Raw genomic sequence first — 21549 nt, 5'->3', positions numbered from 1 at the left:
GCCCTACCGCGCGTGCAATAGCGCGAGCAGCACGACGACGGCGCAGGCTAAAACCACCGTCGTCAGCTTCCAGAACAGCAACGGATTGCGCTCGATCAGGGGCGTGGTCCGCGTGCTGAGATAGGCTGGATTGGGGGTCCTGAGCTCGAAGATGAATTCGGACAGATCGTCGTGCCGCTTGTAGGGATCCGGATGCAGCGCTTTCCTGAGCGCACCATCCACCCAGACCGGCACGTCGCGGTGATCGCCCATGGCGGTGCGATATCTCAGCTTCCTCACATCCGAGTTTCCGCGGATCCTGGCGATCTCCGCGCCATAGGGAAGCTCTCCCGTCAGCATCTGGTAGCAGATCACGGCCAGTGAGAACATGTCCGCGCGCGGCGTGCCGCCGTCGCCGAGGAAATATTCCGGGGCCGTGTATTGCACCGTGCCGAGGATGTCGTTGCTCTCGGCGTCCGGCGCCGCTTCCGCCACACCCGCGACCCTGACCGAGCCGAAGTCGATGATCTTCGCGGTGCCGGTCTTGTCGATCATGACATTGTCAGGCCGGAGATCCTGATGCAGCATCTCCTTGCGGTGAAAGGCGCGCAGGCCCGTGGCGATCTGCTCGACAATGCCGCGGACGGTCTCCAGATCCGGGCGCGGATTGTCGATCATCCATTGCCTGAGCGTCTGTCCCTCGACAAATTCGGTCGCGACATAGACGTAGTTGCGCCGTTTCGATTGCGACCGGGGTTGCAGCACGTGGGGGCTGTCGATACGGCGGGCAATCCACTCTTCCATCAGGAAGCGCTTCAAATAGGCGGGGTTGTCGCGCAAATCGATCGAGGGGAGCTTGAGCGCGACCGGCTCTTCGGTCGCGGCATCCACGGCAAGATAGATATGGCTGCGGCTGCTGGCGTGAATCTCCCTGATGATCCTGTAGCCGTCGAACATCGCCCGCGGCTCCGGCAAGGGTGGCAGAGGCAGTTCGGAGGTCCGGGTCAGGATGTCGGATGACTCGGCCTGCGGCACCTCGTCGATCCGCAGGATCTGGACCGTGATGTTATCGTCGCTGCCGCGGCGATAGGCCTCTTCGACGATGGCCCTGGCCGCGCCGTCGAGATCGCCCGTGTGCGTTTCGAGTGCGCCCGTCACGAAACGATGGTCGACGAATTCGTAAGCGCCGTCGGTTGCCAGCAGGAAGGTGTCGCCCGGGCTGACCTGAATGGCCTGATAGTCGATCTCGATCTGCGGATTGATGCCGAGTGCGCGACCGAGATAGGTCTGCTCCGACGAAACGATGATCCGGTGATCATCCGTGAGTTGCTCGAGCGCATTGCCGGCGGTGCGATAGACCCGGCAGTCGCCGACATGGAAGATGTGGGCCGTGGCCGACTTGATGACCATTGCAGTCAAGGTGCAGACATAGCCCTTGTCCCGGTCATAGGCGTATTGGCTGCGCCGCGTCTCGGCGTGCAGCCAGGAATTGGTCGCTTCCAGCACGCGCCGCGCCGAGGTCTTCACCGTCCAGGATTCGGAGGTGCAGTAATAATCGGTCAGGAAGCTCTTGACCGCGGACTCGCTGGCGACCTGGCTCACCGCGCTGCTGGAGATGCCGTCGGCCAGAACCGCCGCGATGCCCTTCAGGCTCAACAGCGGCTCGGCCGGGATGAGGACGCCGTGAAAATCCTGATTGACCGGCTTGCGCCCCTTGTCGGAGTGCTGCCCGATCGAAATTTGCAAGCCCCGGCTCATCCTCGCCACCAATACAAAGGGAGCCTCACCTTATCAGGCGAGGCTCCCTTGTTGACCACCAATCAGATCAGGCCGCGGCGCGGGTCTGAGCCTTCGCAGCCGGCTCGCGCTTCGGCTTCGTCATGACATGCGTCGTGTAGAGGGTCAGGCCGGTGAAGGCGAGGCCGCCGACCAAATTGCCGAGCACGGTCGGGATCTCGTTCCAGATCAGATAGTCCATGATCGAGAATTTTGCGTGCAGCATCAGACCCGACGGGAATAGGAACATGTTCACGACGGAATGCTCGAACACCATGTAGAAGAACACCAGGATCGGCATCCACATCGCAATGACCTTGCCGGAGACCGAGGTCGAGATCATGGCACCGACGACGCCGGTCGAGACCATCCAGTTGCAGAGCATGCCGCGCATGAACAGCGTCGCCATGCCGGCAGCGCCGTGTGCGGCATAGCCGAGGGTTCGGCCTTCGCCGATGTTGCCGATGGCCGTGCCGACCTTGTCAGGATCCTGTGTGAAGCCGAACGTCGTGACGAAGGCCATCATGAAGGCCACGGTGAAGGCGCCGGCGAAATTGCCGACGAAGACGAGGCCCCAGTTGCGCAGCACGCCGTTAAGCGTGACGCCCGGACGCTTGTCGAGGAGCGCGAGCGGCGAGAGCACGAACACGCCGGTCAAAAGGTCGAAGCCGAGCAGGTACAGCATGACGAACCCGACCGGGAACAGCAGCGCGCCGATCAGCGGCTGGCCGGTGTTGACGTTGATCGTGACGGCGAACCAGGCCGCCAGCGCGAGGATGGCGCCGGCCATGTAGGCGCGGATGATCGTATCCCGGGTGGACATGAAGATCTTGGACTCGCCTGCATCCACCATCTTGGTGACGAATTCCGAAGGCGCGAGATACGACATCAATGGTTCCTTTTGCTTCGTAAGTGAGATCGACGCGCCCCAGAGGGCGCAGCTGAACATCGTTGGCCGTGCGCACGGCTCTGCCGCGCACGAGGGCTATGGAAGGTCTGGAAGCCTGGGAATCGCGTCACGAGGACTGAGCCGAGGATGGCCGCGAAGCATTTGAGCTCCCGGTCGCAGCCGCCAGAGGCTGCAACAATGCGGCAAGCCGCAGTCTTCGTTGACGCCAGAGGAAATGCAAGTTGCGTGCCGGGTCGTTGTGTTCAAAAAAGTATTTGATATCAATCGGATGGCTCGCGCCTTGATCCGATCATTGCGAGTTCGGCGGCCTTTTGCTTAGGCGGCTGCATAAGATTTGTGCGGCGCACAAGGAATAAGCAGGCCGCAAATTCCGCGTGCGTCGCGCGCCTGCGACAGACTGGCGCGGAGCTTATAACATATTGAATATGATGGGGTTTATGAGCTGCCGCGCTTGGCATGAAGCTTGAATAGTTCCAAGCCGACGCCATTGAAGCCGTCCCGCGAGACTTCTCATCCGAATTTGCTGACGCCACCCAGGCGGGGGTCTCCCCGTCGCGCGTTCGCATGCGCCTTTTTTTGGCGTCACGGACGGACCGGGCTGCTCGTGCGCACTGACGCAATCATTCGCAACGACGCAAAGGACGACACCGCCCATGACCAAGCGCATTCGCCGGCCTTCGGATAGTGGCCTCAGCCGCCGTCAATTGTTGAAGGCCGCCGGCTCAACCGCCGCCCTTCTCGCCGCCGCCAAGCTGAATTTCCCCGCCGGCGCCTTCGCGCAGGATGCAGGCCCCGAGGTCAAGGGCGCCAAGCTCGGCTTCATCGCGCTGAGCGATGCCGGCCCGCTCTTCGTCGCCAAGGATAAGGGCATGTTCGCCAAATACGGCGTGCCCGACACCGACGTGCAGAAGCAGGCCTCATGGGGCACCACGCGCGATAACCTCGTGCTCGGCTCGGAGGGCAACGGCATCGACGGCGCGCATATCCTGACCCCGATGCCGTATCTGATCTCGGCCGGCAAGGTGACGCAGAACAACCAGCCGACGCCGATGTACATCCTGGCGCGGCTCAATCTCGACAGCCAGTGCATCTCGGTCGCCAACGAATATGCCGACCTCAAGCTCGGCGTCGACGCGACGCCGTTCAAGGCGGCGCTGGAGAAGAAGAAGGCCTCCGGCAAGGCCATCAAGGCTGCCATGACCTTCCCCGGCGGCACGCATGATCTCTGGCTCCGCTACTGGCTCGCCGCCGGTGGCATCGATCCCGACAAGGACATCGAGACCATCGTGGTGCCGCCGCCGCAGATGGTGGCCAACATGAAGGTTGGCACCATGGATTGCTTCTGCGTCGGCGAGCCGTGGAACCTGCAGCTGATCCATCAGAACATTGGCTACACCGCGGTCACGACGGGTGAGCTCTGGAACAAGCATCCGGAAAAATCCTTCGGCATGCGCGCGGCCTTCGTCGACAAATATCCGAAGGCTTCGAAGGCGCTGTTGATGGCGGTGATGGAGGCCCAGCAGTGGTCGGACAAGGCCGAGAACAAGGCCGAGCTCGCCGCCATCATGGGCAAGCGGCAGTGGATGAACTGCCCGGTCGAGGACGTGCTCGATCGCACCTCCGGCAAGTTCGATTACGGCGTCCCCGGCAAGGTGGTCGAGAACTCGCCGCACATCATGAAGTACTGGCGCGACTTCGCCTCCTATCCGTTCCAGAGCCACGATCTCTGGTTCCTCACCGAGGACATCCGCTGGGGCAAGTACGAGGCGAATTTCGACACCAAGGCGCTGATCGCCAAGGTCAATCGCGAGGACATGTGGCGCGACGCGGCCAAGACGCTCGGCGTCGCGGCCTCGGAAATTCCGGCTTCCACCTCGCGTGGCAAGGAGACCTTCTTCGACGGCAAGGTGTTCGATCCCGAAAATCCGGCTGCCTATCTGAAGTCGCTCGCGATCAAGCGCGTCGAAGTCTGATGGAGCCAACGGCCGCCCCAGGGCGGCCGCATCGTCTTTTGAAGCCGGAGAGATATTGCGATGAACATGCCTGCCACGAAGATCGAGGTTGAGACCGCGACGCCTGCGACCACCGCAGCGCCTGTCGTCGCGATGACGCCGAAGCGTGCGCCGCGTAGCGAGGCCTATGCGCGGATGGCGAGGGAGACCGCTGTACGCGTGATCCCGCCGCTGGTCGTGATCGCGCTCTTGATGCTGGTGTGGGAGTTGGTCTGCCGCCGCGCCGGCTCGGCGCTGCCGCCGCCGTCAAAGGTCTTCAAGGACACCAAGGAGCTGATCGTCGATCCGTTCTTCGACCATGGCGGCATCGACAAGGGCCTGTTCTGGCATCTCTCCGCCAGTCTCCAGCGCGTCGCGCTCGGCTACTCGCTCTCCGCCATCGCCGGCATCGCGCTAGGCGTGCTGGTCGGACAGTCGGTCTGGGCGATGCGCGGGCTCGATCCGCTGTTCCAGGTGCTGCGCACCATCCCGCCGTTGGCCTGGCTGCCGTTGTCACTCGCAGCTTTCCGCGACGGTCAGCCGTCGGCGATCTTCGTCATCTTCATCACCTCGATCTGGCCGATCATCATCAACACCGCGGTCGGCATCCGCAATATCCCGCAAGATTACCGCAACGTCGCCGCCGTGGTGCAACTCAACCCGCTCGAATTCTTCGCCAAGATCATGATCCCGGCCGCCGCGCCCTACATCTTCACGGGACTTCGCATCGGCATTGGCCTGTCCTGGCTCGCGATCGTGGCCGCGGAAATGCTGATCGGAGGCGTCGGCATCGGCTTCTTCATCTGGGACGCCTGGAACTCCTCGCATATCAGCGAAATCATCCTGGCGCTGTTCTATGTCGGCATCATCGGCTTCGTGCTCGACCGCCTGATCGCGGGCCTCGGCAAGATCGTCACGCGCGGCACCGCGACAAGCTAGGGGAAGGGACACATGACCGCCTATCTGAAGCTCGACCACATCGACAAGATCTTTACCCGCGGCGCCGCGACCACGGAGGTGCTGAAGGACATCAACCTGACCATCGAGAAAGGGCAGTACGTCTCCATCATCGGCCATTCCGGTTGCGGCAAGTCGACCCTGCTCAACATCATCGCCGGGCTCACGACCGCTTCGACCGGCGGCGTGCTGCTGGAGAACCGCGAAGTGAATTCGCCAGGGCCCGATCGCGCCGTGGTGTTCCAGAACCACAGCCTGCTGCCGTGGCTGACTGTCTACGAGAACGTCAGGCTCGGCGTCGACAAGGTCTTTGCCCGGACCAAATCCCGTGCCGAGCGTGACGCCTGGGTGATGCACAATCTCAACCTCGTGCAGATGGCCCATGCCAGGGACAAGCGTCCGTCCGAAATCTCCGGCGGCATGAAGCAGCGCGTCGGCATTGCGCGCGCGCTGGCGATGGAGCCGAAGGTACTGCTGCTGGACGAGCCTTTTGGCGCGCTCGACGCTTTGACCCGCGCCCATCTCCAGGACTCGGTGATGGCGCTGCATCAGAAGCTCGGCAACACCATTTTGATGATCACCCACGACGTCGACGAGGCCGTGCTGTTGTCCGACCGGATTGTAATGATGACGAACGGTCCGAGCGCGCGCATCGGCGAGGTGCTGGAGGTGCCGCTCGCGCGTCCCCGCAAGCGGCTCGAACTCGCGACCAACACCACCTACCTGAAGTGCCGCCAGCGCGTGCTCGAATTCCTCTATGAGCGTCATCGCTTCGTCGAAGCCGCGTAACGCATCGTTAACGCTTCGCCTAATTTTGGATCATCAAGCTCAATCCTTGTGCGCCGCACAAGGATTGAGCGAATCGCAAAATATGCGTGCGAAATCGCCTTGCAAAAGCTTCGGGCAATTCGAATAAGCTCCTGAATTCCCTGTATTTCCTGATTGCGCGCAGTTGGCACGGAAGTTGAATTACCTTGCCCGACGCCAACGACGACGTCCCTCACATCATCAATCAGCATCGTGAACTCGCCATCGGGGCTTGGCCTCGACGCGCGCCTCCATGCCTGGAGGCAGAGCCTGCAACGAAGCAGCGGTGAGCCTAGAAGGGATTTGCAATGACCAAGAGTCCGACGTGGATATCTGACTGGCGCCCCGAAGATGAGGCGTTCTGGAATGCGGGCGGTAAATCGATCGCCCGGCGCAACCTGATCTGGTCGATCGTCGCTGAGCATATCGGCTTCTCGGTGTGGCTGATCTGGAGCATCGTTGCGACCAAGCTGCCGCAGGCCGGCTTCCACTACTCTACCGACGAGCTGTTCCAGCTCGTGGCGGTGCCGGGGCTGATCGGCGCATTGATGCGCTTTCCCTATACATTCGCGGTCACGACCTTCGGCGGCCGCAACTGGACCATCTTCAGTGCGGCGATCCTGTTCATTCCGACGCTGTCGCTCGCCTATTTCGTCAGCCTACCCGACACGCCGTTCTGGCTGATGCTGCTGATCGCCTCGACCGCAGGTCTCGGCGGCGGCAATTTCGCCTCCAGCATGACCAACATCTCCTTCTTCTTCCCTGACAGGATGAAGGGATGGGCGCTGGGGCTGAACGCGGCTGGCGGCAATATCGGCGTCTCCAGCGTGCAGCTGCTGACCCCGATCCTGATGACGCTCGCGGTCATCAACCTGTTCCAGGCAAACCCGGTCGGCGGCGTGTATCTGCAAAACGCCGGCCTGATGTGGGTCATACCGATCGCGATCGCGGTGTTCGGTGCGGTGTTCTTCATGAACAACCTCACCACCGCCAAATCGTCGATCAAGAACCAGCTCGCGGTGGTCAAGCGCAAGCACACCTGGATCATGGCGTATCTTTATATCGGGACGTTCGGATCCTTCATCGGTTACTCCGCGGCATTTCCGCTGCTGATCAAGACGCAGTTTCCGACGGTGACGATCGCGATCGCCTTCCTCGGGCCTCTGGTCGGCTCGTTGTCGCGGCCGCTCGGCGGCTTGCTCGCCGACAAGATCGGCGGCTCGATCCTCACCTTCTGGAATTTCATGGCGATGGCGGCGGCGACGGTCGGGGTGCTCTACTTCGTCGGGCAGAAGGATTTCATCGGCTTCCTGTCGATGTTCCTGATCCTGTTTGTCACGACCGGCATCGGCAACGGCTCGACCTACCGCATGATCCCCTCGATCTTCCGCGAGCAGAATTTGTTCAAGGTTCGCGGCAAGGGCGATGCGGCGCGCGCGGCTGCCCTGAAGACGGCGAGCATCGAGAGCGGTGCCGCGGTCGGCTTCATCGGCGCGGTCGGTGCCGTCGGCGGCTATCTGATCCCGACCGGTTTCGGCAAGTCGATCGCCATGACCGGCGGGCCGCAGCTCGCGCTCGCGATCTATCTCGGCTTCTACGCCTCCTGCCTCGCACTGACCTGGTGGTTCTACCTGCGTCGCAGCCCGCAAGGTGAGGGCGCGCCAGGCCTCGCCGAAGCTCGGGTGTGACACTTGGTATGAAACTCGCTTCTCCCCGTACGCGGGGAGAAGTCTCGCTGATGACGTTTGACCCATGAACCTGGTTCGCAATGGCGCGCACCAAGGCAAACCGAAACAGGCAGGAGAACATCATGACGCCCGAGCAGATCACCCTCATCCAGCAGAGCTTTTCCAAGGTCGCGCCGATTTCCGAAGCAGCCTCGGTGTTGTTCTACGACCGCCTGTTCGAGGTGGCGCCGTCCGTGCGCGCGATGTTTCCCGAGGACATGACCGAGCAGCGCAAGAAGCTGATGGGCATGCTCGCCGCCGTCGTCGGCGGTCTCTCGAACCTGAACTCGATTCTTCCCGCGGCCTCCGCGCTCGCCAAGCGTCATGTCGCCTATGGCGCCAAGGCCGAGCACTATCCCGTGGTCGGCGCGACCTTGCTGTGGACCCTGGAGAAGGGGCTTGGCGAAGCCTGGACGCCCGAACTCGCCACGGCCTGGACCGACGCTTACGGCGTGCTGTCAGGCTACATGATTTCCGAGGCCTACGGCGCGCAGGCGCAGGCCGCCGAATAGGAGATGCCTTGTGAGTGAACCGCTGGTCATCGTCGGTAACGGTATGGCGGCCGCGCGTCTGGTCGACGAGCTCGCCAAGACCGCACTCGGCCGCTACGCGGTTGCTGTGATCGGCGAAGAGCCGCGGCTCGCTTACAACCGCGTGCTGCTCTCTTCCGTGCTGGCCGGCGAAACCGGCTCGCACGAGATCGAGCTGCGGCCGGCGGACTGGTGGCGCCATCGCGGCGTCACCGTGCGCTACGGCTATCGCGTCACCGAGATCGACACCGGCCGCCGCGAGCTGAAGATCGCCGGCGAAGAGAGCATGGAATATTCCAAGCTCGTGCTCGCGACTGGCTCGACGCCGCTGCGGCTCAACGTGCCGGGCGCCGATCTTGCCGGCGTGCACACCTTCCGCGACACCCGCGACGTCGACCTGTTGCTGACGCTTGCGGCCGCGAAGAAGCGCGTCGTCGTGGTCGGCGGCGGCCTGCTCGGCTTAGAGGCGGCTTACGGCCTCGCCAAGGCCGGCGCGCCGGTGACGCTGCTGCATCTGATGGACCGGTTGATGGAGCGCCAGCTCGACGGGCCGGCGGCCGATCTGCTGAAGACTCTGGTCGAGCGCAAGGGCATCCGCATCCTGCTCAATGCCAGCACCAAGTGCCTCCATGGCGATGGCCAGGTGGAGGCCGTCGAGCTTGCCGACGGCAGCCGCCTCGAGGCCGATGCGGTGATCTTCGCCGCCGGCATCAGGCCCAACAGCGCGCTGGCCAAGGAAGCCGGCATCGCGGTCAACCGCGGCATCGTCGTCAATGACGTGATGCAGACGGGCTCGCCCGACATCTACGCGCTCGGCGAATGCGCCGAGCATCGCGGCACCTGTTATGGTCTGGTCGAGCCGGCCTACGAGCAGGCGCGGGTGCTGGCGCAGCATCTCGCCGGGCGGCCCGCTTCGTATCCGGGCAGCGTGGTCTCAACCAATCTGAAAGTCTCCGGCGTCGGCGTGTTTTCCGCCGGCGATTTCATGGGCGGAGAGGGCAGCGAGAGCCTCGTGCTGTCAGATCGCAGGCGCGGCACCTACAAGAAGCTCGTGATTGCAGAAGGCCGGCTCACCGGCGCCGTGCTGATCGGCGATACCGCCGATGCGCTCTGGTATCTCGGGCTGATCCGTAATCGCGAGAATGTCGCCGCGATCCGCTCCGACATGATGTTCGGCCGCGCGCTGGCGCTGCCCTCAAAGGCCGCTTGACGATGACGGCGATCGATCCAAAACTCCGCGCCACCAAGACGACCTGCCCCTATTGCGGCGTCGGCTGCGGCGTGCTCGCGACGCCCGACGGCAAGGGCGGCGCGGCGATCGCAGGCGATCCCGATCATCCCGCCAATTTCGGCCGTCTCTGCTCGAAGGGCTCCGCGCTCGGCGAGACCGTTGGGCTCGAGAGCCGGCTGCTCTATCCGATGATCCGCTGCAAGGGCGTGCTGGAGCGCGTCGCCTGGAGCGATGCGCTCGACCACGTCGCCCATCGCATGCAGCACATCGTCGCGCGCGACGGCGCTGATGCGGTCGCGTTCTATCTGTCCGGCCAGCTCCTCACCGAGGACTATTACGTCGCCAACAAGCTGATGAAGGGGTTTGTCGGCACGGCAAACGTCGACACCAATTCGCGACTCTGCATGTCGTCCTCGGTCGCCGGCCACCGCCGTGCCTTCGGCGCCGACACCGTGCCCGGCTGCTACGAGGATCTCGACCAGGCCGATCTGCTGGTCTTCGTCGGCTCGAACGCCGCCTGGTGCCACCCGGTGCTGTTCCAGCGCATGTTGAAGAATAAGCAGGAGCGCGGCGCGCGCATGATCGTGATTGATCCGCGCCGCACCGACACCGCAACCGACGTCGAATTGTTCCTCGGCCTCAAGCCCGGCACCGACACCGCGCTGTTCTCCGGCCTGTTCGTCCATCTCGCCGACAACGGCGCATTGGACCAGGACTACATCGCCAGCAACACGTCGGGCTTCGACGACGCGCTGGCCCGCGCGCGCAACATCGCCGGCAGCGTTACCGCGACCGCGCTGGCCACGGGCCTCTCCGAACAGGATGTCGCCACCTTCTTCAAGATGTTCCGCGACACCCAGCGCGTCGTCACGCTCTACTCGCAGGGCGTCAACCAATCGGCGCAGGGCACCGACAAGGTCAACGCGATCCTCAACTGCCATCTCGCCACCGGTCGCATCGGCAAGCCCGGCGCCTCGCCGTTCTCGCTCACCGGCCAGCCCAACGCGATGGGCGGCCGCGAGGTCGGCGGCCTCGCCAACCAGCTCGCCGCGCATATGAACTTCACGCCGCCCGACATCGATCGGGTGCGGCGGTTCTGGAAGGCGCCGCGCATCGCGACCCATGAGGGTCTGAAGGCGGTGCAGTTGTTCGAGGCGATCAACCGCGGCGAGGTCAAGGCGCTGTGGGTGATGGGCACCAACCCGGCAGTGTCGCTGCCCGACGCCGACTTCGTGCGCGAGGCGCTGAAGAAGCTCGAGCTGTTCGTGGTGTCCGAGAACGTGCTGTCCAACGACACGGTCGATGCCGGTCCGCATGTGCTGCTGCCGGCGCTGGCCTGGGGCGAGAAGTCGGGCACGGTGACCAACTCCGAGCGCCGCATCTCGCGCCAGCGCTCGTTCCTGCCGGCGCCCGGCGAGTCGAGGCCGGACTGGTGGATCGTGAGCGAGACCGCCAAGCGCCTCGGCTTCGGCGACAGTTTTAATTACAGATCCGCTGCGGATATCTTCCGCGAACATGCGGCGCTCTCGGCCTTCGAGAACGATGGCAGCCGCGATTTCGACATCGGCGCGCTGACCTCGCTATCCGACGAAGCCTTCGATGCCTTGAAGCCGGTGCTGTGGCCGGCGCGGGAAGGCGAGGCGCCGGGTGAACGTTTCTTCGCGCAAGGCGGCTTCTTCACCAATGACGGCAAGGGCCGTTTTGTCGCGCCGGAGGTGCCTGCGCTGCGCGGCGAGATCGGGCCGTCGCGCCCGCTGCGTCTCAACACCGGACGCATCCGCGACCAGTGGCACACCATGACGCGCACGGGTCTGAGCCAGCGGCTGGGCGCGCATCTGCCCGAGCCGTTCGTCGAGATCCATCCTGACGACGCCAACAAATACAACATCGTCCATGACGGCTTTGCCCGTATCACCACCGACTACGGCCAGTGCATCCTGAAGGTCGTCGTCAGCGACCGCCAGCAGCGCGGCACGCTGTTCGCGCCGATCCACTGGAGCGCGATGAATGCCTCGCACGGCCGCGTCGGCGCGCTGGTCGCACCGTTCACCGATCCGTTCTCAGGGCAGCCGGAGTCCAAAGCGACGCCGGCGGCGATCACGCCGTATGAATACGTCTTCCGAGGTTTTGCGCTGTCGCGAAAACAGCTCGATCTGCCGCCAAACCTGATGTGGACCCGCGTCACTGTTACGGGCGGCTTCGGTTATCTCTTTGCCGACAACGCCGATCTGTCGCGCTGGCCGGCCTGGCTCGATGGCGTCGCCGGGGAGGACGTCGCCGAATACCGCGATTTCGGCGGCGGTGTTTTTCGCGCGGCTTCGTTTGATGGAGATCGCATCGAGACCTGCCTGTTCGTTGGCCCCGCGCATGACGCCGGCGACTGGGAGGTGGTGAAGGGCCTGTTCGTGGCCGATCGCGTCACCGACGATCAGCGCCGTATGCTGCTGTCAGGCAAGTCCAGCGAAGGCGCCGCCTCAACCGGCCCGATCGTCTGCGCCTGCTTCGGCGTCGGCCGCGGCACCATCTGCGAGACTATCGTTGCCGGCGCGCGCACGGCGGCCGATATCGGCGCAAAACTCAAGGCCGGCACCAATTGCGGCTCCTGCATCCCCGAGCTGAAGCGGCTGATTGCGACGACCGAAATGGCGCCGCCGAAGCAGGCAAAGCTTGCGGGCGCGGCGAGTTAAATGCCGTACCTCTCACCGTCGTCCGGGCTCTCGCCAGGACGACAGTGAGAGGTGGCCACGCTTTGTCATCCACTTGATCTGAGTCAGCACGGCGCCATCCGCTCCCGGCGATACTGGCCACCCAATTAATTGCCGGTGTTCTCCGTGTCCGCGCCTCGGTCAGACGTCCCCATTCGCCCGCTCCTGATCGGCTTCCCGGCCGCAGGCCTGGTGCTGGGCTTCGTCCTGCGCGCTACCGGTGACGAACAATGGGTCGAGCTGGTCTGGGCGATCTCGACGCTGCCCGTGCTGATCGCACTGCTCGTCGAGATCATACGCGGTGTGAGCCGCGGCGAGTTCGGCCTCGACATCGTGGCTGCGCTCTCGATGACGTCGGCACTGCTGGTTGGCCAGCAACTCGCTGCGGTCGTCGTCGCGCTGATGTACGCCGGCGGGCAATATCTTGAAGACTTTGCCGAAGGCCACGCGCGGCGCGAGATGACGGCGTTGCTTTCGCGTGCGCCGCGCACGGCGATGCGCCATCGCGACCATCAGCTGGAGGAGATCGACGTCGAGCTGGTCGCGGCCGGCGACCGGCTCTTGATCCGCCAGGGCGAGATCGTGCCGGTCGACGGCACGCTCGCGAGTTCGCTTGCGGTGCTCGATCAGTCGGCGCTGACCGGGGAGTCGCTGCCGGTGCAGCGCGTGGCGGGCGAGGCCGTGATGAGCGGCGCGACCAATGCCGGCGAGGCCTTCGATCTCGTCGCGGCGCGCCCCGCCGCGCAGAGCACCTATGCCGGCATCGTCCGCCTGGTCGAGGCGGCGCAGCGCTCCAAGGCGCCGATGGTACGTCTGGCCGATCGCTATGCGGTCGTCTTCCTCGTCGCCACGCTTGCAATAGCGGGCGCCGCGTGGGCCTGGACGCGGGATCCGATCCGCATGGTCGCCGTGCTGGTGGTCGCGACGCCGTGCCCGCTCATTCTCGCGGTGCCCGTCGCCATCGTCGCCGGCCTGTCGCGCGCGGCACACCACGGCATCCTGATCAAAGGCGGCAAGGCACTCGAGACCATGGCGCGCATTCGCTCGTTGGTCGTCGACAAGACGGGTACGCTGACCGACGGCAAGGCCAGCGTGGTCGCGATCCACGCCGCCGAAGGCCTCGTCGAGGACGACGTCATCCGCATCGCGGCTTCGCTCGACCAGGCCTCGAAGCACGTCATCGCGCAGGCGCTGGTCGCCGAGGCGCAGCGCCGCGGCCTCGCGCTGACGGTGCCGACGGAGATGATCGAGACACCGGGCGAGGGTATCTCCGGAATTGTGGAGGAACGTCGCGCGGCGGTAGGCGGCATCAGCTATGTCCGCGCGCAACTGGCGCCGGCGGACAGGGAGCTGGATCCCACGCAAGCCCTCGACCCGCCGGGCGCCGTCGTGGTGTGGCTCGCGGTCGACGGGCGCCTCGCCGGCCGCATTGTGCTCGCCGACGAGCTCCGCGTCGGCATCGCGGCGTTGCTGACGAAACTCCGAGGTCTCGGAGTCGAGCGCATCGTGCTCGCGACCGGTGACCGCCGCGACGTCGCAGACGCCGTCACTGCCGGTTTGGGCCTCGATGCGGTGCGCGCTGACCTGACGCCGGACCAGAAGGTCCTGGTCGTGCTCTCCGAGCGCAAGGCGGGCCCGGTGATGATGGTCGGCGACGGCGTCAACGACGCGCCGGCGCTGGCTGCGGCCGATGTCGGCGTTGCCATGGGCGCGAAGGGCGCCGCGGCGTCGGCGGAGGCAGCCGACGCCGTGCTGCTGGTCGACACGCTCGATCGCATCGTGCCGGCAATCGAGATCGCGCGGCGCGCGCGCTTGATTGCGCTCGAAAGCGTCTATGCAGGCATCGGCCTGTCCACGCTCGGCATGATCGCAGCCGCGTTCGGCTATCTCACGCCAGTCGAGGGTGCGCTGATGCAGGAGGCGATCGACGTCGCGGTTATCCTGAATGCGCTCAGGGTATTGCGGGGCAGCTAGTCCGGATTGCCCGTCGGCCTGCTTGAGCCTGATTTGCTGCCATGATCTGTGCGGCAATCGACGGCCCCGACATTGTCCCTTATGCTGGCGCGGTCCCCGTCACTAACCCAACAATCAAAACAACCATGATGTACCTGGAAACGCCGCCGCGCCTGATCGAAACCAGGCTCTTCTCCGCCATGCCCGAGAAATTCCGCCGCAAGGGCGTGCGGACCGATTGGGCCGATGCCAACCGGCCGGGCGTGCCGACCGACAGCTTCATCGAAGGTCCGTCCTTCGACAAGGACGGCCATCTCTACATCGTCGACATTCCCTTCGGTCGCATCTTCCGCATCGCGCCCGATGGTGAATGGTCGCTGGTGACCGAATACGATGGCTGGCCGAACGGACTGAAGATCGCCGCCGATGGCCGCATTCTCGTGGCCGACTATATGCACGGCATCATGGAACTCGATGCCAGGGACGGCCGCATCAAGCCGATCCTGACTGCGCGCAATTCAGAATCGTTCCGCGGCTGTAACGATTTGCATCTCGCTTCCAATGGCGACATCTATTTCACGGACCAGGGCCAGACCGGCCTGCACGATCCCAGCGGTCGTGTCTATAAGCTCTCGTCGAGCGGCCGACTCGATTGCCTCATCGACACCGGCATCAGCCCGAATGGCCTGGTGCTCGACCCCACCGAAACCGTGCTGTTCGTCGCGATGACGCGCGACAATGCGGTGTGGCGGCTGCCCTTCATGAAGGACGGCAGCGTGTCCAAAGTCGGCCGCTTCTGCTCGCTGTTCGGCACCAGCGGCCCCGACGGCATGACCATGGACGCGAAGGGTCGCCTCTTCGTCGGCCATGCCTCGCTCGGCCACGTCTTCGTGTTCGCGCCGAACGGCGAATTGATCGCACGGATCAAATCATGCGCGGGGCCGAACTGCACCAATGTCGCCATCGGTGGCGCGAAGAAAGATCGGCTCTATATTACGGAGTCTGCAACCGGCAGCGTGCTGGTGGCGGACATCAGCGGACTGTAACGCTCTGTAGGAATAGACATGAACACGCACCCCTTCGGCAAGACCGGCGCCAACGTCTCCGTCATCGGGCAGGGCACCTGGTATCTCGACCATGGCGATCGCAAGCGCGCGATCGCGGCGCTTCAGCGCGGGCTCGATCTCGGCATGACCCATATCGACACCGCCGAGATGTATGGCGATGCCGAGCTTGTCATCGCGGACGCGATTGCTGGCCGACGTGACGAGGTGTTCCTCGTGTCAAAGGTGCTGCCGAGCAACGCCTCGCGCCGCGGCACCATCACGGCCTGCGAGCGTTCGCTGAAGCGGTTGAAGACCGATCATCTCGATTGCTATCTGCTGCATTGGCGAGGCTCCTATCCGCTCGAAGACACCGTCGCCGCGTTCGAGGAGCTGGTGAAGGCAGGAAAAATCAAATCGTGGGGCGTCTCCAATTTCGACGCCGACGATCTCGACGAAATTCTCGATGTTGCCGGCGAAGGCCGCATCGCTTGCAATCAGGTGCTCTATCATCTCAAGGAGCGCGCGATCGAGCATGCTGTGATCCCGTGGTGCGAGCAGCACGGTGTTGCCGTTGTCGCGTATTCGCCGTTCGGTCATGATGATTTCCCTGACGCGCGCAGCAAAGGCGGCGCCGTGCTTGCGCGCATCGCGGAAACGCGTCGCGCGACGCCGCGTCAGGTCGCGCTGAGCTTTCTCGCCCGTGCGACTACGGTGTTCGTGATCCCGAAAGCGTCATCCGCCGAACATGCCGGCGAAAATGCGGCCGCCGGCGATCTCGTGCTGACGAAAGAGGAGATTTCCGCGCTCGATGCGGCGTTTCCGCGCGGTCCGAAGCCGCGTGGTCTGCCCATGCTGTAGTGCACAAAAGCCTATTATTAATGGAGTATTGACGCGCGCGGACCTCAGCGCATATCGGCATCCTGTTTTCGGAAGTTGTGAAAGCGGCGCAATTGTCGTTTTTTACGCCCGTTCCCGAATCGTATTTCCCAGGTTCCAGCCGTGACACCGCCGCCCGCCGCAGCCGCAAGGCTCGACAGTATTTCCATGCCCGTGACCGAGAAGAAGCAGGAGGCTCGCCGTGCACCTGCGCGCGTCGATCATCCCTTCAAGGGCATCGCGCTGGTGCTGCTGTCGACGGTGTTTCTCGGCTGCTCCGACGTCACCGCGAAATATTTGTCGACGAGCCTGCCGTCGATCGAGATCACCTGGATCCGCTTCGTCACGTTCGCGCTGATGTTCACGCCGGTGATGCTGCCGGCTTCGCCGATCTATGCGATGCGCACCGAGCGGCTTGGCCTGCAACTGATGCGCGGTACCGCGCTGCTCGGCTCCTCGCTGTTCTTCATCACCGGCCTGAGCTTCCTGCCGATCGCGGAAGCCTCCGCTACCGGCTTCGTCTCGCCGCTGTTCGTCACCGCGCTGTCGATCATCTTCCTGAGCGAGAAGGTGGGCATGCGCCGCTGGATCGCGACCGCGATCGGTCTGACCGGCGTGATGATCATCCTGCGCCCGGGCTCCAGCGCGTTTCACGTCGCCGCATTCTTTCCGATCATCTCGGCGTTCTGCTGGGCTGCCGCGTTGATCCTGACCCGCATGATCAGCGGGCGCGAAGCCGTCGTCACCACGATGGCGTATTCCGCGCTCACAGGCGTTGCGATCCTCAGCGTGATGGTGCCGTTCGTCTGGGTGACGCCGAGCTGGACCGCGATCGGACTGGGCATCGTGATCGGTGTCGCGTCCACCGTCGGGCAGTGGATCATCGTGCTGGCCTATCGCTACGGCGATGCCTCGGTGCTGGCGCCATTCTCCTACACGCAGTTGCTCTGGGTCAGCATCTTGGGCTTCTTCCTGTTCGGCGAAGTGCCTGATCTCTGGACCATCGTCGGCGCGGCTTTCATCGTCGCCAGCGGTCTCTACATCGCCCATCGCGAGCGCATCCGCCGCGCCCAGCTTCTGGTGCAGGCAGAGCGCTCCCCGAACCCCTGACGCAATATTTCGAATCCGGCTTTGTGCTATCAACGGCTCCAACAAAATGGGAGGAGCCGGATGCGCGCTGCGATCTTCAGAAACGGTGAGATTGTCGTTGGCCAGATGGCCGAGCCGAAGCCCGGGCCCGGCCAGGTGCTGGTCAAGACGCTCGCTTGCGGCATCTGCGGCTCCGACCTGCACGCGCGCCAGCATGCGCCGCGGATGGTGGAGATGGCGAGGAAGACCGGGCGACCGTCGATGGATCTGTCGCGCGACGTCGTCTTCGGCCACGAGTTCTGCTGCGAAATCGTCGACTACGGCCCGGGTACCACGCGCAAGCTCAAGCCGGGCACGCATGTCTGCTCGCTGCCCGCGGTGCTGACGCCGGAGGGCATCAAGGGCATCGGCTATTCCAACGATTTTGTCGGTGGCTATGCGGAGCAGATGCTGCTCAGCGAGCCGCTGCTGCTGGAAGTACCGAATGGTCTTGCGCCGGAACATGCCGCGCTCACCGAACCGCTCGCGGTCGGCGTCCATGCCGTGGCGAAAGCCAATATCAGCGGCGGCGAGGTTCCGCTTGTGATCGGCTGCGGGCCGGTCGGGCTCGCGGTCATTGCCGCGCTGAAGATCAGGGGTCTGCACCCGATCGTCGCCGCCGATTATTCGCCGGCGCGGCGTGCGCTCGCAGCTCAGCTTGGCGCCGACATCGTGGTCGATCCCAGGGTATCGCAGCCTTATGCGAACTGGGCCGAGCACGCGCAGATGTCGGAGGCCGAGAAGGCGGCGCGTCCTCCGCTCCAGGCCATGCTGCCGGCGCTGAAACCTGCCCTCATCTTCGAGTGCGTCGGCGTGCCCGGCCTGTTGCAGCAGGTGTTCGAGGGCGCCCCGCGCGATGCGCGCATCGTGGTGGTCGGCGTCTGTATGGAGGCCGACAAGAGCGAACCCATGCTCGGCATCATGAAGGAGCTCAACGTCCAATATGTGCTCGGCTACACCCCGGACGAATTTGCGGCGTCTCTGCGCCTGATCGCGGAGGGGCTGGTGGATGCGGCCGCGATGGTCACAGCCGAGATCGGCATCGACGGCGTCGCAAAGGCATTCGCCGACCTCGCCAATCCCGAGGCGCACACCAAGATCATCGTGCAGCCGTGGAGATGATCCTTGGCGGCCCCGCGACGCGTTGGCCGATGCGGCGACCGGACATGGCTGCGGCTTGACCGGCAGACGGGTTCGCGGACGCGGACACACGTAAAGGTAGACTCGCCCTGTTTCTTGTGACACACTTGGTCATATTTTTCGCAATTCCTTTTTATGGGTTCGCCGTGGCAGATATTCAGGCCGCCCATGCGCGCTCGCTGGTGTCCCCTGTCTGGACAACCCTTTTCGGTGTGGGTGGCGTTGTCGCCTGCGTCGCGTTGGCGGGGCTCGAGTCTTATGCGGCGCAAGCCATCGGCTTCGAGATATCGGCGTTCTGGTTCGTGGCGCTGGTCGCGCTGAATCTCTTCCTGCTGGCGTTCCTCGCTTTCCGCTCCGATCGGTTCAGGCCGCGGTGGCTCGCGGCGGGCGCCACGACGGGTTTGATACTCGTAGCAGGCGTGTTTTTGCTGATTCAGTCGGCCTTTCTGACGGCGTTCATTGCCACGGGTTCGTCTCCTCCGACTGAATCGGAGAGCACGGTCGCAGGTGGCAGCGCGCCGACGTCATCTCAACTGAACGTGCCGCCCGCCCCGGCGTCGACGGCTCTGCCGTCCAGCCGACCTACAGTTGTTGCCAAGGCGCCCCCGCCGTCCAAAGAGGGCAGACCTGCAAGCTTCGATGATGGGGGAGAGCTGTTGCCGCGCGATAGGCCGGCGGGTGAGAAGCCGGCGGCCTCATCAGCTCCGACGATCCCCGCGCCGTCTCCGGTCGCTCCGGCGCCGCCCGTTGCCTCCGCGCCACCACCGGCTGCGCCCTCGGCGCCATCTCCGCTCGGTCCGATCGTGCCTAGCGCGGGATTTCCTCGGGTTGACGGCCGTCTTGGAGACATCCTGGCCAAAGCAGCGCCGCCGATCGATCTGGACGGTAAGATAGCCTCGGCTTTCCCTCCCTCGGGAGGAGGATATGCAGGGGCGCCGGGAGTGCCAGGGGATGCTGGGGGCCTGATCATCGACAAGCAGGTCGCGGCCCCGCCACAGCCGGGTCCGACGCCGTCCGCCAATACAACCGCGCCAACGCCCGAACCGGTGAATGCTTCCGCTTACTGGAACGGGTGGTTTGTTGATGGCACCGGGCCGGGAGCGAACATCCTGATTGCCAACAACACCTACACCTACACGCTCGATGTTGCTGCCTTCAACTACGCATTGCTGCGTCGGGCACCACAGTCTTCGGGCGTGAGAGCGGATGCCAAATTCGAGGACATGATCGCCGATCCCAAGACGAGCGAGGTTGTCCTGACCATCAAACCGCTCGTTCCCGAGGGCTCCGGCCTGCGGCTGGGGGACGATCGCCACTCTTACACAATCAAGATCGATCTGGACAAGATCCGGCACCCGGATGCGGTTGCGGCAAAGAAATATGCTGACGGTTCGATATCGATCACCGAGCTTTCGAAACAGGCCAGTGCCGGCAGCATTCAGATCGGGCTGACCGCGGAATCGCAGGGCTGTGCCACGATCGCCTTCGCGATCTTCAGGGGCCTTCAGCCGCTCGACCATCTCGTGCAGCGCGTGTCGATCGGCGACACGAATATGTCCGCGCCGGTGTGCGACAGCGCCGATCCGGTGCAGGCCAATGCGCTTTCCGGCGGCCTCAACTCCCTGCGCGAAGTGTCGCTCGGAATGGAAGGCTCGGGCGCAGACGTGACCGCGGCCGCCGCGCTTCACATCTTCGATTTCGAAGCCTACAGCATGGCGGTGTTCGTCGATGGCCGCCCCGGGAAGACTCCGGTCTATGGTTGGCAGACCGCGTCCAGCGTCGTCGACTTTCTGAGGACTGATCGCTTTCAGAACATGATTCTGAAGGCTCGCAAGGATTCCGCCGACAAGAAGCCCGGAAGCTATCTCCCTGCCGCCAAGGAGCTTGCAAAAGTCCTGTTCTCCACGAAACCCGGAAATTCGACGGAGGACGACGCCAAGAACGCGTGGGCAGCACTCCGGGCCATCGTCCGCGAAAGCACTGGATCGCCGGTGGTTGTCGTGCGCGTCGCCTCGGACTCGACTGGCGGCCAGAATCGCAGCATCTACGTGCCGCTCGGAATTCTCGGAGCCAAGGGAGCGGACCCGGTGCTGGAGAAGCCGATCATCGTCGTGCAGCCGATGGCGATCGAGCGATATCCATCTCGCGACAAGTGCATCGGCGACTGGATGTTTGCGGTTCCGGACGGGTTGGAGAACGTTCCTGGCGCGGTCATGCCGCCGGGCTTCTTTCCCACCAAGTTTCCAGGAATGCGAATTTCCGAAATCGAGAAGCTTCGGCGCTACCTGGCCGCCACCACCGGCTCGGCCGTCTCGTTGCTGGCTCCGCCGGCGACCGCGGTTGGCTTCGTCGTCCTTGCCCATCAGGACGAGGGAGCGATGTGGTTCGGGGAATCGACGGATCACATCATTCCGCAGGACATCGAAAAGAGATTTCCCTCCGGGAGCGTCGGAATTTTCGCGGCCTGTTCTGCGGCATCCGCCAAGGGCAGGAATACGGAGTTGCTGCAGCGGTTGAACGAGCAGGGGGTCGACACCTTGATCGCCTCGCCGTTTACGATCGATGCCGGCTACGGTGTGGTGTTTGCCAGCACGTTCGCGGAAATCATGGGCGAAGTCGCTTCTGACAAGCCGCCCCCCACCATCCTCGAACTGTTCGACAGAACGGTCTCGCGAACGGCGCAAAAATTCAAGGACAGGGCTGACGCCGACTACAGCGAGCTCGGCCTGGAATATGTCCTGCTCGGCAATCCCGCGATCAAGCTGTGCGTTTCACCCTAACCGCCAGGTGCTG

At 64.1% G+C, this 21549-nt stretch carries 16 protein-coding genes; 13 read left to right on the top strand and 3 right to left on the bottom strand.

Features of this window, described 5'->3' with window-relative positions:
• Positions 1-3 precede the first annotated feature (3 nt).
• On the bottom strand, positions 4-1737 hold the full coding sequence (locus BMW89_RS08685; RefSeq protein WP_177195912.1) for a bifunctional protein-serine/threonine kinase/phosphatase: 1734 nt from the start codon (positions 1735-1737) through the stop codon (positions 4-6).
• A gap of 67 nt (positions 1738-1804) precedes the next feature.
• A complete protein-coding gene (locus BMW89_RS08680; protein WP_177195911.1) occupies positions 1805-2644 on the bottom strand; it encodes a formate/nitrite transporter family protein in 840 nt (279 codons plus the stop codon).
• Between the two features lie 674 nt (positions 2645-3318).
• Here BMW89_RS08680 and BMW89_RS08670 point away from each other — a divergent pair.
• The 3 genes from BMW89_RS08670 to BMW89_RS08660 are packed head-to-tail and all read left to right on the top strand — an operon-like array spanning position 3319 to position 6402.
• Positions 3319-4638 (top strand): CmpA/NrtA family ABC transporter substrate-binding protein, encoded by a 1320-nt coding sequence (locus BMW89_RS08670; protein WP_092024543.1) that lies wholly within the window; start codon positions 3319-3321, stop codon positions 4636-4638.
• A 60-nt stretch (positions 4639-4698) separates the two neighbouring features.
• Positions 4699-5595 carry a nitrate ABC transporter permease gene (gene ntrB / locus BMW89_RS08665; RefSeq protein ID WP_092024542.1) on the top strand — a complete coding sequence of 299 codons (897 nt, stop codon included), beginning with the start codon at positions 4699-4701 and terminating at the stop codon, positions 5593-5595.
• Positions 5596-5607: 12 nt separating this feature from the next.
• Entirely contained in the window at positions 5608-6402 is a 795-nt protein-coding gene (locus tag BMW89_RS08660) for an ABC transporter ATP-binding protein (protein ID WP_092024540.1), read from the top strand.
• Here BMW89_RS08660 and BMW89_RS37270 read toward each other — a convergent pair.
• Positions 6378-6632 (bottom strand): hypothetical protein, encoded by a 255-nt coding sequence (locus BMW89_RS37270; protein WP_143062730.1) that lies wholly within the window; start codon positions 6630-6632, stop codon positions 6378-6380. The genes BMW89_RS08660 and BMW89_RS37270 overlap by 25 nt on opposite strands.
• A gap of 96 nt (positions 6633-6728) precedes the next feature.
• Between BMW89_RS37270 and BMW89_RS08655 the strand changes: the two genes are divergently transcribed.
• The 10 genes from BMW89_RS08655 (at position 6729) to BMW89_RS08610 (ending at position 21536) form a co-directional block, all read left to right on the top strand.
• Positions 6729-8108, top strand: coding sequence for an MFS transporter (locus BMW89_RS08655; RefSeq protein WP_092024539.1), 1380 nt, complete (start codon positions 6729-6731; stop codon positions 8106-8108).
• Between the two features lie 122 nt (positions 8109-8230).
• On the top strand, positions 8231-8659 hold the full coding sequence (locus BMW89_RS08650) for a globin family protein (protein ID WP_092024728.1): 429 nt from the start codon (positions 8231-8233) through the stop codon (positions 8657-8659).
• Positions 8660-8669: 10 nt separating this feature from the next.
• Positions 8670-9887, top strand: a complete 1218-nt coding sequence (locus tag BMW89_RS08645; protein WP_092024537.1) for an NAD(P)/FAD-dependent oxidoreductase — start codon at positions 8670-8672, stop codon at positions 9885-9887.
• Between the two features lie 2 nt (positions 9888-9889).
• Positions 9890-12595, top strand: a complete 2706-nt coding sequence (locus BMW89_RS08640) for a nitrate reductase (protein WP_092024535.1) — start codon at positions 9890-9892, stop codon at positions 12593-12595.
• A 144-nt stretch (positions 12596-12739) separates the two neighbouring features.
• The gene (locus tag BMW89_RS08635) at positions 12740-14587 is read left to right on the top strand and encodes a heavy metal translocating P-type ATPase (protein WP_092024726.1); all 1848 of its coding nucleotides are present in this window, start codon (positions 12740-12742) and stop codon (positions 14585-14587) included.
• A gap of 128 nt (positions 14588-14715) precedes the next feature.
• Positions 14716-15612, top strand: a complete 897-nt coding sequence (locus BMW89_RS08630) for an SMP-30/gluconolactonase/LRE family protein (RefSeq protein WP_092024534.1) — start codon at positions 14716-14718, stop codon at positions 15610-15612.
• Positions 15613-15630: 18 nt separating this feature from the next.
• Entirely contained in the window at positions 15631-16470 is an 840-nt protein-coding gene (locus BMW89_RS08625) for an aldo/keto reductase (RefSeq protein ID WP_092024531.1), read from the top strand.
• A 186-nt stretch (positions 16471-16656) separates the two neighbouring features.
• Positions 16657-17598: a DMT family transporter gene (locus BMW89_RS08620; RefSeq protein WP_177195927.1), complete on the top strand. Its 942-nt coding sequence runs from the start codon at positions 16657-16659 to the stop codon at positions 17596-17598.
• A 60-nt stretch (positions 17599-17658) separates the two neighbouring features.
• Complete coding sequence (locus BMW89_RS08615) at positions 17659-18738, top strand: zinc-binding dehydrogenase (RefSeq protein WP_092024526.1); 1080 nt, start codon at positions 17659-17661, stop codon at positions 18736-18738.
• 164 nt (positions 18739-18902) lie between these two features.
• Positions 18903-21536, top strand: a complete 2634-nt coding sequence (locus tag BMW89_RS08610) for a hypothetical protein (RefSeq protein WP_143062729.1) — start codon at positions 18903-18905, stop codon at positions 21534-21536.
• The last annotated feature ends 13 nt before the right edge of the window (positions 21537-21549 follow it).

This window comes from Bradyrhizobium sp. OK095, from assembly GCF_900109945.1.
Taxonomy (GTDB): domain Bacteria; phylum Pseudomonadota; class Alphaproteobacteria; order Rhizobiales; family Xanthobacteraceae; genus Bradyrhizobium.
The sequence above is the reverse complement of the archived record's forward strand: the minus strand, read 5'-3'. Positions and strand labels throughout refer to the sequence as shown.